The sequence below is a fragment of the Alcaligenes sp. Lyrl_28 genome, assembly GCF_051948705.1.
GTDB classification, from domain to species: domain Bacteria; phylum Pseudomonadota; class Gammaproteobacteria; order Burkholderiales; family Burkholderiaceae_B; genus Alcaligenes; species Alcaligenes ammonioxydans.
On the sequence record NZ_JAYJLG010000005.1, the window covers coordinates 87,971 to 100,525 of the forward strand.

Annotated in this window: 13 protein-coding genes; 10 read left to right on the plus strand and 3 right to left on the minus strand. The window is 58.3% G+C overall.

Annotation, left to right across the window (positions count from 1 at the left end):
- Positions 1–11: 11 nt before the first annotated feature.
- Positions 12–1,625 carry a peptide chain release factor 3 gene (locus VF694_RS12710; protein ID WP_003804953.1) on the plus strand — a complete coding sequence of 538 codons (1,614 nt, stop codon included), beginning with the start codon at positions 12–14 and terminating at the stop codon, positions 1,623–1,625.
- Positions 1,626–1,735: 110 nt separating this feature from the next.
- On the plus strand, positions 1,736–2,359 hold the full coding sequence (locus tag VF694_RS12715; RefSeq protein WP_003804955.1) for a hypothetical protein: 624 nt from the start codon (positions 1,736–1,738) through the stop codon (positions 2,357–2,359).
- Between the two features lie 150 nt (positions 2,360–2,509).
- On the opposite strand, the gene bfr is transcribed toward VF694_RS12715, so the two are convergent.
- The 3 genes from bfr to VF694_RS12730 form a co-directional block, all read right to left on the minus strand.
- On the minus strand, positions 2,510–2,989 hold the full coding sequence (bfr, locus tag VF694_RS12720; protein ID WP_003804958.1) for a bacterioferritin: 480 nt from the start codon (positions 2,987–2,989) through the stop codon (positions 2,510–2,512).
- A 269-nt stretch (positions 2,990–3,258) separates the two neighbouring features.
- Positions 3,259–3,528: a (2Fe-2S)-binding protein gene (locus VF694_RS12725; RefSeq protein WP_039944052.1), complete on the minus strand. Its 270-nt coding sequence runs from the start codon at positions 3,526–3,528 to the stop codon at positions 3,259–3,261.
- A 133-nt stretch (positions 3,529–3,661) separates the two neighbouring features.
- Positions 3,662–4,546 (minus strand): LysR family transcriptional regulator, encoded by an 885-nt coding sequence (locus VF694_RS12730; protein WP_440164511.1) that lies wholly within the window; start codon positions 4,544–4,546, stop codon positions 3,662–3,664.
- A gap of 173 nt (positions 4,547–4,719) precedes the next feature.
- Between VF694_RS12730 and VF694_RS12735 the strand changes: the two genes are divergently transcribed.
- The 8 genes from VF694_RS12735 (at position 4,720) to leuD (ending at position 12,544) form a co-directional block, all read left to right on the plus strand.
- The gene (locus VF694_RS12735) at positions 4,720–5,340 is read left to right on the plus strand and encodes an isochorismatase family protein (RefSeq protein ID WP_440164513.1); all 621 of its coding nucleotides are present in this window, start codon (positions 4,720–4,722) and stop codon (positions 5,338–5,340) included.
- 34 nt (positions 5,341–5,374) lie between these two features.
- Entirely contained in the window at positions 5,375–6,376 is a 1,002-nt protein-coding gene (locus VF694_RS12740; protein ID WP_003804963.1) for a TRAP transporter substrate-binding protein, read from the plus strand.
- A gap of 58 nt (positions 6,377–6,434) precedes the next feature.
- Positions 6,435–6,953, plus strand: a complete 519-nt coding sequence (locus VF694_RS12745; RefSeq protein ID WP_003804964.1) for a TRAP transporter small permease — start codon at positions 6,435–6,437, stop codon at positions 6,951–6,953.
- A gap of 1 nt (position 6,954) precedes the next feature.
- A complete protein-coding gene (locus VF694_RS12750) occupies positions 6,955–8,253 on the plus strand; it encodes a TRAP transporter large permease (RefSeq protein WP_003804965.1) in 1,299 nt (432 codons plus the stop codon).
- Positions 8,254–8,380: 127 nt separating this feature from the next.
- On the plus strand, positions 8,381–9,592 hold the full coding sequence (locus VF694_RS12755) for a CaiB/BaiF CoA transferase family protein (RefSeq protein WP_003800509.1): 1,212 nt from the start codon (positions 8,381–8,383) through the stop codon (positions 9,590–9,592).
- Complete coding sequence (locus VF694_RS12760) at positions 9,589–10,494, plus strand: hydroxymethylglutaryl-CoA lyase (RefSeq protein ID WP_059318380.1); 906 nt, start codon at positions 9,589–9,591, stop codon at positions 10,492–10,494. The genes VF694_RS12755 and VF694_RS12760 overlap by 4 nt, the downstream gene beginning before the upstream one ends.
- A complete protein-coding gene (leuC, locus tag VF694_RS12765; RefSeq protein WP_003800514.1) occupies positions 10,491–11,903 on the plus strand; it encodes a 3-isopropylmalate dehydratase large subunit in 1,413 nt (470 codons plus the stop codon). The genes VF694_RS12760 and leuC overlap by 4 nt, the downstream gene beginning before the upstream one ends.
- The gene (leuD, locus tag VF694_RS12770; RefSeq protein WP_003800516.1) at positions 11,900–12,544 is read left to right on the plus strand and encodes a 3-isopropylmalate dehydratase small subunit; all 645 of its coding nucleotides are present in this window, start codon (positions 11,900–11,902) and stop codon (positions 12,542–12,544) included. The genes leuC and leuD overlap by 4 nt, the downstream gene beginning before the upstream one ends.
- Positions 12,545–12,555 lie beyond the last annotated feature (11 nt).

Consider the following 12,555-nt stretch of genomic DNA (forward strand, 5'->3'; position numbering starts at 1 on the left):
AAGGATTTTCAATGTCGTCCGGTGACATACGCTCTGAAGTCAAGAAACGCCGCACTTTTGCCATTATTTCTCACCCTGACGCGGGTAAGACCACACTGACTGAAAAACTGCTGCTGTTCGCGGGCGCGATTCAGATTGCCGGTAGCGTCAAGGCTCGTAAAGCCAGCCGCCACGCTTCCTCGGACTGGATGGAAATTGAAAAGCAACGGGGTATCTCGGTGGCCTCCTCGGTCATGCAGATGGAATACCGCGACTGCGTCATCAACTTGCTGGACACCCCCGGTCACCAGGACTTCTCCGAGGACACCTACCGGGTGCTGACCGCCGTGGACGCTGCCTTGATGGTCATTGACGCCGCCAACGGTGTGGAACCGCAAACCATTCGCCTCTTGCAAGTGTGCCGGGCCCGCAATACGCCCATCATCACCTTTGTGAACAAGCTGGACCGCGAAGTTCAAGAGCCACTGGATGTCCTGTCGGAAATTGAATCGCACCTGGGTATGGAAGTGGTGCCGTTTTCCTGGCCGATCGGGATGGCGCGTCGCTTTGGCGGCGTGTTCAATCTGCGCGCCAACCATATGCGTGTGTTCAAGCCCGGTCAGGAGCGTCATGGCGAGGATGAGATCATCCCTGGCCTGGACAACCCCGTGATTGCCGAGCGCTTTGGCGAGCCATTTGAAAAAGCGCAGGAAGAGATCGAACTGCTGAATGCAGCAGCGCCCGAGTTCAACCTGGACTTGTTCCTGGCAGGCAAGCAAACCCCGGTATTCTTTGGTTCGGCCATCAACAACTTTGGCGTGCAAGAAGTATTGGACGCGCTGGTGGATCTGGCTCCTGCGCCGGGCCCACGCGCTGCCCTGCAACGCGAAGTGCAGCCCGACGAGCCCAAATTCAGTGGTGTGGTGTTCAAGGTGCAAGCCAATATGGACCCCGCTCACCGCGACCGCGTCGCCTTTGTTCGTGTCAGCTCCGGGCACTTCAAGCGTGGCATGAAACTGAAAGTATCACGTACCGGCAAAGAGATTCGCCCCAATAACGTGGTGTCCTTTCTGTCCCAGCGTCGCGAGCTATTGGACGATGCGTTTGCAGGCGACATCATCGGTGTGCCCAACCACGGCATTCTGCAACTGGGCGACGTGCTGACCGAAGGCGAAAATCTGCAGTTTACCGGCCTGCCGTTCTTTGCCCCTGAACTCTTTCAATCCATTGAGGTCAAAGATCCTTTACGCACCAAACAATTGCGTACCGGCTTGACCCAGCTAGGCGAAGAAGGCGCCATTCAAGTGTTTCGCCCCCATATGGCAGGCGGCATGATGCTCTTGGGCGCCGTGGGCCAGTTGCAGTTTGAAGTGGTGGCCCATCGTCTGAAAACAGAATATGGCGTGGAAGCCCGCCTGTCGTCCAGCCGCTTCAACATGGCACGCTGGGTCACGGCCAAAGACCCTAAAGACATGAAGAAGTTCATCGAGACCAACGCTGGCAATATTGCCTATGACGTGGTCGAGGCCACTGCCTTTTTAGCAAGCTCGCCAGCGCAATTGCGTGTGGCGCAGGAGCTCAATCCAGGCATTGAATTCCACGCATTACGTGAACATGGTGGACACGTTTTCGGGGATGCCGTCTAATTCTGTCACAAGAGCAGAGCCGACAGTTCGCTACAATGACGGCTCTATTCTTTTAATAACGCGCATCCGGCTGACCGGATCGCCCCTGATTCAAAACCGAGACATCGCTTATGCCCTGGCGTTTTATCATTGCTGTCTTGCTGCTGGCCGCAGGTGCTTCAGTGTGGGGCGGCCTGGAACTGGGGAACTGGCTCATCGCGCACGGCCCTGAAAAATCCATGGTCGTCAGTGCGCCTGATCCATCCGATCTGCCTACGCTTGATGCCGATGGAAAGCCCTTTACCGCCCAGCCGCCACAACCTTTGGTCAATGGCCGCTTAGGGGTACCCGAGGAGCCCACGCCTATTGCCTGGGAAATCGATACCTCGACGCTTACCGAAGAAAAACCGCCCATTGCGCTGGCGACCACATCCATTTCCCTGGAGCAGGCCATTCAGATTGCCATGTCCGAGCAGAATCGGGAGCTGCAGGGAATCGCCCGGGTGAACCTGGGTGATGCCGAGGCGATTCAGCCGGTGGAGGTTGGCACCCCCCCGCCACCCCCGCCACAAGATATCCAGATTGCCAGCAATAATGGCGGGGCCTGGCAGGCGCAATTGCAGCAAGAGTTGAATGCCTGTAGCAAAAAAGGCTTTTTCGATCGCCCCAGCTGCTCCTGGGAAGCCCGGAACAAGTACTGTGGTCCCAACAATGCCTGGGGCAAGGTGCCCGGCTGTCCGAGCAAGTCCTTTTAAGGACACGCTGATCGCTGACGGCTGCTGGCTATTACGACCAGCGCGCCCCGACGCTCCAGGTTCAAGACCGACTCCGGCTCCTGAAACGGCAATAAAAAAACACCCGTTTTGACGGGTGCTTTTTTTGTGACCTGCGCGTTCAGCACAGACTTACTCGTCGTGATCGCCCATCTGCGATTGCAGGTAGTTTTGCAGACCCACTTTCTCGATCAGTTCCAACTGCGTGCCCAGCCAGTCAATGTGTTCCTCGGTGTCGTCCAGAATCTTCAAAAATAGATCACGAGAGACATAGTCACGCGCGGACTCACAGTACTCAATGGCCTCTACCACCGTCTGACGCGCTGTCTGTTCCAGCTTCAAGTCACAGCCAAGCACTTCAGGCACGTTCTCGCCGATCATGATCTTGTGCATATCCTGCAGGTTAGGCAGGCCATCGAGCATAAAGATACGTTCGATCAGCATATCGGCATGTTTCATCTCGCCGATGGATTCGTCATACTCGTGTTTGCCCAGCTTGTTAAAGCCCCAATGGTTCAACATGCGAGCGTGCAAGAAGTATTGATTAATCGCTGTCAGCTCGTTCTTTAACTGCTTGTTCAAATGCTGAATTACCACTTTATCGCCAAACATGCTGTTCTCCTGTAAATCTGACGGCGCTCCCCCCAAGGACGCGCCCAGCCCCCACACAAGACCTCACTGCCGCTATCACAAGCAGGTGCGACGCAGTCAAAATCGGGGTGGGGGATGAAGGTGACAGGCTACCATGCACTCGAGGGCAATGGCTTAAAAAAGGGACAGGCACCCAGAAAGCGTTGCACTTTTGGGTTAGTAACAGGACTAACAACAATCATTCCCACTACGAAGAGCGGGAAGCGACAATCCTGATTGAAATCACGCGCTTAAGCGCGACAGACAAGGCGGCCGAACTCGGGAACAGGGATCAGGCTGTCGTTGGCAGCCGAATCCACCCGGGCGGTTTCGAGGCTGGCAATCATGGCTTGATTGGCATAGCGCCCACCCGGTAAATAGTCCTGAGCCGTCTCCGCGCAGCAGCCACAGCACGACGCCACGCCCAGCTGACCTTGAAGGTCTGCCAGACTGGAAGCGCCGCCTCGTACTGCTTCTTGTACTTGACGCTCGGTGATTGCGTTACATATGCAGATAAACATGAGAACCATTATTATCAAGAACCGCAAAAAGATCAAGAGTCATTCTCATTAAGAACACCTGAACGTTCTGTGCCTCCTGGGAACGGCCTGCTACCGGGCAGTGCCCACCGGACTCAAGGCGGGAAAAAACGCATCAATTTTGCAACAGGTGGTCCATCAGCAGGCGGGCAGCAGGGGACAGGCTATAGCGGCTGCGTACGCACAAGGCAACCCGGCGGCGCGTCCACGGCTCCCGAATGACGCACATGGCCAGACCCAGACTCTGTACGTAGGATTCGGCCACGGAACGAGGCAGTACGCCAATGCCCAGGCCGGCCTCAATCATGCGGCACTGAGCGTCATAACTGGTGACCTGGACGCGGCAACGCCAGGTACGTTCCAGCTCGCTGGCCGCGCGCAAGAGCAAAAGATTGGGATGACTACCGGTGTGCATGCCGACATAGTCAAAATCCAGTGTGTCGGCAAAGGCCAGCTCGGGCCGGTCGGCCAAGGGATGGCGGGCAGGCACCAGCAGAACCAGCTCATCCTGCCGATAATCGTAATACTCCACCTCGGCGCTGTCCACGCCTCGAATCAAAACCCCCAGATCGGCGTTATTGTCCGCCACCGCCTGCGCCACCCCGGCACTGATCCGCTCCTCCAGGGATACCCGCACTTTGGGATGGCGTGCCATGAAAGAGCTCAGGGCTTGCGGCAAGAACTGCGTAATCGACGACAGATTCGCTGCAATCCGCACATGCCCGGTCGCCCCCCCGGCAAAATCTCGCATTAACGCGCCCATGGCGTCCATATCGTCCAGCAACCGCTGGGACATGGCGGCCAGCGATTTACCCGCCGCGGTGGGATAGACACCCTTGTTGCTGCGCTCGATCAGGGCGGCGCCCAACTGCTGTTCCAGATCGCTCAGACGTTTGCTGACGGCAGCAGGGGCAATGTGAGACTGCTCGGCAGCCCCCGAAATGGTGCCCCGTTCGAGCACCAGTAAAAACAGCCGCAAAGATTTGGGATCAATGTTCATAAGCCAGTATTCCATCCTAGGAGAGGCAGGCCGACAAGCGCTCTACCATCATCAATCGCGATAGCACCATCGCAATTTGACGCTGTACTCACACCAATAGCGATGACAGACTAGGTCAATAATACGGAACCTGATTATCCAAGTCAGAGAAATAAAGTGAGGGGACAGACACGATGCGCGACAGCGACAATCTGAAAGGGGGCTTTGATGGCACCCTGCCCATGGGGCACCAGCCGGTTTTACTCGTTATCGATTTTCAACGTGGCTTTACCGAGCCCGGCTTGACGCCGCTGGCCTCGGACTGTGACAGCCAGATCGAACAGACCAACCGCTTGATTGGCGCCATGCGCGGCAAAGGCCGCGTGATATTCACCATCATCGGCTATGAAACCCACCTGGCCGACGCCAATCTGTGGCTCAGCAAGGCCTCGTCCTTGCGCTGCCTGCTGCGTGATTCGCCAGCCTGTGAGCTGGACCCCCGACTGGACTACGCCCCCCAGCAAGACATCATCCTGCACAAAACACAGGCCTCCGCCTTTTACGGCACGCCGTTGTCCGCCCTGCTGGCCCATCAAGGCTGCGACATGCTGATAGTGGCAGGTGCGACGACCAGCGGTTGCGTGCGCGCCAGTGTGGTGGACAGCCTGCAGTCAGGATTTGCCCCGTTCGTGGCTGAAGATGCGGTAGCGGACCGCTCGGCAGCCCAACACCGCAGCAATCTGATCGACATGGCCAGCAAATACGCCGAAGTGCTGCCCTCTGCAGGCTTGATCGCTCATCTGCACACGCTTTAAACACGAAACAAAAAAGAAACCACAGGAGACATACATGAAAAAAGCCCTGACAGCGGCTCTGGCCGCCTGCACCCTGGCGCTGGGTAGTTCGCCAGCCCACGCCCAGGAAGTGGAACTGACCTTTTCAACCTATTTGCCGCCGGCCTACGAGTACGCCTGGAAACCCATCGAGAATTTCGTCCAGACCGTCGAGAAAGAAAGCCAGGGCCGAATCAAGATCAATGTGTTCCATTCCGGCCAGCTGTTTGACGGTTACGAGGAACTGCCCGCTTTGTCCCGCGGCGACGTGGACATGGTCAACATGACCAGCACCTACCCCAGCGGCACGGTGCCCGCGCTCAACATTTTTACCCTGCCGTTCCTCTTTGACAGCACCGCCCACCTCAAGCGGGCTCTGGACCAGGGCCTGTTCAAGCTGGGTGCCGAGCAGGAACTGCGCGATACACATGATGCCGTGGTGCTGGGCCTGGCGCCCTGGGACCCGTACGAGTTTTACAGCCGCAAGGCACCGATCAATTCGGCTGCCGACGTCAAAGGCAAAGTATGGGCCTCGACCAGCTCCATGGACGCTCGCGCACTGCAATTGCTGGGGGGCTCGCCCACCGGCATGCCCTCGTCTGAACTCTATCTGGCTTTTGACCGTGGCGTGATCGACGCCACCCCGCGCCCCTTGCTGACGGGCATTGGACGCAATCTGTACGAAGTGGCCAAGCACCTGTCCATCGCCAACTTTGGCATCGACGTTTCGGTGCTCGCCATCAATCGCAAGAAATGGGAGTCCTTGCCCGCTGATCTGCAGGAGATCCTCATCAAGGCTGCCCAGCAGCGAGACCAGGAGCAGTTTGAGCGCGTCAATGCCTTTGTAGACCAGGCTCTGCAACGCTACGAACAAGCCGGGGTGACTATCAATCGTGTCGAGCCGGCCCAACTGGCCCAGATGCGTGAACAGACCCGCCCCGCCATTGAAGAATGGAGCAAGCAGGTTGAGAACGGCCCAGCCTATCTGGAACTGATCGAAAAAACCCGCCAGCCCTGATCACACGTGACGGCGCGCCGTGCCCAGCACCGGCGCGCCTTGCGCGTGGGGAGACACCATGAATCCACTTATTCATTTTCTGGGCGCCTTTGCGCGCGGCAGTAATCGGCTTGCCATTCTGCTTGCCGAAGTGGCCCTCGCCGCCCTGATGCTTGCCTGCACCTACGGCGTGATAGCTCGCTATGTCTTTAACAGTCCCAGCATCTACATCACCGAAGTGTGCGTGTACCTGCTACTGGTCTGCTCCTGGTTATCCGTAGGTTGGGTCCATCTGGAGAACCGCCACGTCAGTGTCGAGGCCTTCCACATGCGCTTTTCACCGCGCGGCCAGCGTCTGGCGACCTGCATCTCGCAACTGTGCATTCTGTTTTTCTGCCTGGTGCTCTTGTGGGCCGGGATGTCGGTGGTAGAAACCGCCCTTGCCCGCAACTATCGCTCGGCCTCCATGCTGCGTTTCCCCCTATGGATCGCGTACGGCATGATCCCGCTAGGTGGCACCTTGCTGGGTCTGGCAACCCTGCGCCGACTGTTCATCCCGGACAGTGTGGAATCCAACGACAGCATCAAGGAGTTCTGACATGGATTCCATGCTCATTTTCAGCCTGATGATGGCCTGCTTTGCCATCCTGATGGTTATCGGTACCCCCATTTTTGCCGCACTGGGTGTGGCCAGCATTTCCGGCATTCTGATGAAGTCCGGTCTAGCCGGCCTGGATGTGATTCCTGCCACCTTGCACCGCGGCATGGCCAGCTATTCCCTGATCGCCATCCCGCTGTTCATTTTGATGGGCGAGGTCATCGCGCGCACCAGCATTGGCGGCAAGCTCTATCAACTGTTTTACCTGTGGCTGAACCGTTTACCCGGTGGTTTGGCTGTAGCCAGTGTGGGCAGCTCGGCCGTTTTCGGTGCCATGAGCGGCGTCAGCGTAGCGGGGGCCGCCACGATTGGTCGCTTTGCCATTCCTGAAATGCTCAAGCGCGGTTACTCGCCTAGCCTGTCGGGCGGAACAATTGCCGCCGCTGGTGCCTTGGCCCTGCTGATTCCACCCAGCATCGGTTTTGTGCTCTATGGCGAAATGGCGGACCAGTCCATCGGCAAACTATTCATTGGCGCCTTGCTGCCTGCATTGATGGTGACCATCATGATGGTGATCTATGTAGCGCTGGTTGCGGTGTTCAAACCCGAAGCAGCTCCCCGCAATGCCGAAGTCGTCACCTGGACTCAGAAGCTGACTGCCCTGAAAGACATCTGGGCCGCCGCGCTGCTGATCCTGCTGGTGCTGGGCACGATTTACATGGGTATTGCCACGCCAACAGAAGCAGCAGGCATTGGTGCTGCGGGCGCCTTTATCATCGCCATCGCCTACAAGGAAATGAACTGGCGCGTCGCCTTGCAAATTCTGCGCTCCACTGCGGTGACCAGTGGCATGATCCTGCTCATTCTGGCTGCGGCGCTGCTATTTGGCTATATCATGACGCGCCTGATGATTCCGCAAAAGCTGGTGTCCTTAATTACGGCTTCGTCTCAGCCGGCCTGGCTTATTTTGCTGTTCGTGCTGCTGTTCTTAATTGCGGTCGGCATGTTCCTGGATATTGTCTCCCTGATTCTGATTGCCACGCCTGTTTTATTGCCGGTTATTGTGGCTCTGGGTTATGACCCTTTGTGGTTTGGGATTGTCATGATTATCGCCTGCGAAATGGCGGTCATTACCCCTCCTGTCGGATTGAATTTGTATGTCATCAAGGGCATTGCACCACAGATCTCGCTACAGCAAATTACACGAGGAGCCTTGCCTTTTGTAGCATTGGAAATTCTGGCCATTATTATTCTGACCATCTTTCCCGATATTATTCTTTGGCTTCCCAGAACACTTTAAATAAAGACCCGCTTCATGCGGGTTTTTATTTATCTTCCATCCACGTTTTTTACGATGGCAGCATAATATTTCATTGCTTTTCCACTTTCTTTTTCTATTCCAGAATCAATCATTGGAGGAAACAGAAATGGATAAAAACAGCTTTACCGCCCCCCCGCTCAAAGGCATCAAAGTCCTGGAGCTGGGCTCACTGATTGCCGGCCCCTATGCCGGTAGCCTGCTGGCCCAATTCGGGGCCGATGTCATCAAGATTGAACCGCCCGGCAAGGGCGACCCGCTACGCCGCTGGCGGCAACTGCACAAGGACACCTCCCTGTGGTGGCGCGTGCAAAGCCGCAACAAGCGTTCCATTGCACTGGACCTGCGCCAGCCCGAAGGCCAGGACATTGCCCGTGAACTGGCCCTGCAAAGCGATATCGTTATTGAGAATTTTCGCCCCGGCGTGCTGGAACGCTGGGGTCTGGGCTGGGAAACACTGCATGCACTGAACCCGCGCCTGATCATGGTGCGCGTCTCCGGCTACGGGCAGGACGGTCCCTATCACCGGCGCCCCGGCTTTGCAGCCATCGCAGAATGTATGGGCGGCCTGCGTTATGGCACCGGCTACCCGGATCGTCCTCCCGTACGGGCCGGTGTCAGCCTGGGCGATACGCTGGCTTCGCTGTACGGCACCATTGGGGCGCTGCTGGCCATGCACCATCTGCATCAGTCAGGCGGGCAGGGCCAAATGATTGATGTGGCCTTGTACGAATCGGTCTTTGCCATCATGGAAAGCCTGATTCCGGACTATCAACTGAACGGTCATCAACGCGAACGCACCGGAGCGAGCCTGCCCGGCATTGCCCCCTCCAACACCTATCCTACCGGTGACGGCAAGTGGGTGGTGATTGCGGCCAATAGCGATGCCATCTTCATTCGCCTGATGCAGGCCATGGGCCGCCCCGATCTGGCCAGCGACCCACGTCTGTCGGACAACGCCGGACGCGTGGAACACAGCGCCATGCTGGACCAGACCATTGGCGACTGGACCGGCGCTCGCAGCCTGACCGACGTGCTGACGGCATTGGAGCAGGCCGAAGTTCCCAGCGGCAGCATCTACACTGCTGCCGACATTCTGAATGACCCACACTACCAGGCCCGCGGCATGCTGGAAAAACACACATTGGAGGACGGCCAGGAACTGACCATACCCGGCATCGTGCCCAAGCTCAGCCGCAGCCCCGGCGCCACCCAGTGGTTGGGGCCGGAGTTGGGCGAACACACGGACAGCATCCTGCAAGAACTGGGCATGAGCCCGGAGCGCTGCCGAACACTGCGTGAACAAGGAATCGTGGAATGAGTACCGTATTGATCAGCGACGTCACCTTGCGTGACGGCCTGCAAATCGTGCCGCGCTGGGTGCCTACCCCGGACAAGCTGCGTATCGCGCACGCCCTGCCTGAATGCGGCGTGCGCAAGATCGAGCTGACATCCTTTACCTCGCCCAAAGCCATTCCCTCCCTGGCGGATGCCGACGAGCTGGCCAGCCTGACCGCACGCGGCCCTCACGTCTGTTACACCGCCCTGGTTCCCAATCTGCGCGGTGCGCAACGGGCTTTAGCGGCCAGTATGGATGAGCTGAACTTTGTATTTTCGGCCTCTGAAGCACATAACCAGGCCAATCTGCGCATGACGATTGCGCAATCACTGGCCCAGCTGGAGCAGGTCCTGGAAGCAGCGGGCAACACGCCCGTCAACGTGTCCCTGTCCACCGCTTTTGGCTGCCCCTTTAGCGGCTCCGTCGCCTCTGCACACGTGATTGCCTTGATGCAAGAAGTACAGCGTATGGGGGCCAGCTCCGTCAGCCTGTGCGATACCACCGGCATGGGTTCGCCCGTGGATGTAGAGCGCCTGACCCAAGCCGCTTTGAGCCTGTATGGCGAGCAGGGCGTCACCGGCCATTTTCATGACACCCGCGGTCTGGCGCTGGCCAATGCCTGGGCGGCGTACCGCGAAGGAGGGCGTCGTTTCGATGCAGCACTGGCCGGTTTGGGCGGCTGCCCTTATGCCCCGGGTGCCAGCGGCAATGCCAGCCTGGAAGATCTGGCGCATATGTTCCAGATCAGCGGCGTGGAAACCGGTTTGAATCTGGAAAAGCTGCAAGCACTGGCTGAAGAAATCGCCGCCCTGACCCACGAGCCTATTCAGAGTCGTCTGCACAAAGCCGGCCCGGCTTATGCCTTGAAGGTGTCCCCGTCATGAACCCCGCCCGCACCCTGTTTCAAAAGCTCTGGGATACACATCGCGTGGCAGCGTTAGACGATGAGCATGATCTGATCTACATAGACCGCCAGTTGTTGTACGAAGTCACCAGTCCGCAAGCCTTCGAGAGTTTGCGTCTGGCCGGGCGTCACGTGCGTCGCCCGGAAACCGCACTGAGCACGGTCGACCACAACGTGCCCACTCGTCGCCGCAATCAGCGTCTGGCAGACCCCCTGGCCCAGGCGCAAATTGACCAGATGGAGATCAACAGCCGGGAGTTTGGGCTGCGCTACTTCGGGCTGGATGACGAGCGCCAAGGCATCATCCACGTGATCGGACCCGAACAGGGCATGAGCTTGCCCGGTTCCAGCATCGTGGCCGGCGATTCCCATACCAGCACGCATGGCGCATTTGCGGCCTTGGCCTTTGGCATTGGCACTTCCGAGGTGGAGCATGTTCTGGCCACGCAATGTCTGGCCGCAAAACGCATGCGCAGCCTGCAAGTAGATGTGCAAGGCGAACTGCCAGCCACCAGCACCGCCAAGGATCTGATCCTGCACATCATTGCCCGCCTGGGCGCGGATGGCGGGCGGGACTGTGCCATTGAATTTACCGGCCCTGCCATCCGCGCCTTGTCGATGGAAGGGCGCATGACCTTGTGCAATATGGCGATCGAAGCGGGTGCCCGTATTGGCCTGGTCGCTGTGGACGACAAGACTCTGGACTATGTGCGCGGTCGTCCCTTGGCACCGAAAGACGAAGCCTGGAACAAGGCGGAATCGTACTGGCGCACATTGGTCAGCGATGAGGGCTGCCAATACGATCAGCACTTGCAGATCGACGCCACGCAGGTCGCCCCCACTGTTACGTGGGGAACCTCCCCCGATATGGCGTTGGCCATCGACCAGCGTGTGCCTGACCCCTTGACCGCCGCCACGGGCAAACAAGCTGATGCGCAACGCGCATTGAACTATATGGCTTTGCAGGCCGGCCAGCCGCTGGCGGGTATCGCCATAGACCGGGTGTTTATTGGTTCCTGTACCAATGCGCGCATTGAGGATCTGCGCAGTGCGGCCGCCATGGTCAAGGGCAAGCGCGTGGCCAGCACCGTGCTGCAAGCCTTGGTGGTCCCCGGCTCGGGTCTGGTGCGTCGTCAGGCCGAGCAAGAGGGCTTGGACCAGATTTTCATGCAAGCCGGTTTTGAATGGCGCGAGCCAGGCTGCTCCATGTGCCTGGGCATGAACGAGGATCGCTTAAAGCCGGGCGAGCGCTGCGCCTCCACCTCCAACCGCAATTTCGAAGGGCGGCAGGGCGCCTTGGGGCGCACCCACCTGATGAGTCCGGCCATGGCCGCCGCAGCCGCAATTGCGGGCCACCTGGTTGATATCCGACATTGGGAGACCCCATGAGCCTCAACACCGCATTTACGTCCGTACGCTCGCGCCTGATTGCACTGGACCGCGCCAATGTGGATACCGATGCCATTTTGCCCAAGCAATATATGACCTCGTTGTCACGCACCGGCTTTGGCCCTTATGCCTTTGACAACTGGCGATACGCTGACATCGGCTATCCGGGCAAACCACGGGCCGAACGCGAGCCGAACAGCCGTTTTTGCCTGAATCAGCCCAGTGCGCAAGGAGCGCGTATTTTGCTGACACGGGAGAACTTTGGCTGCGGCTCCAGCCGCGAGCACGCGGTATGGGCGCTGAAGGATTTGGGCATTGTCGTACTGATTGCGCCTTCTTTTGCCGACATTTTCCGCAATAACTGCTTTAAAAATGGCTTATTACCCATAACGCTCAGTACCGCTCAGGTAGACGCCCTGTTTGCCACCGTCGCCCGTCATCCCTGGGATGAATGGACAGTGGATCTACAGGCTTGCACGCTGAGCGGCCCCCAACCACCCATCCTTTTCCACGTGGAGCCCGAACGCCGACGCCGTCTGCTACTGGCCCTGGATGACATCAGCATCACCGAGCAAAAGCAGGCAATGATCCAGGCCTACGAGGAAAAGCGCAAACGGCAGGAGCCCTGGCTGTTCAGCTAGGAAACGCCCCG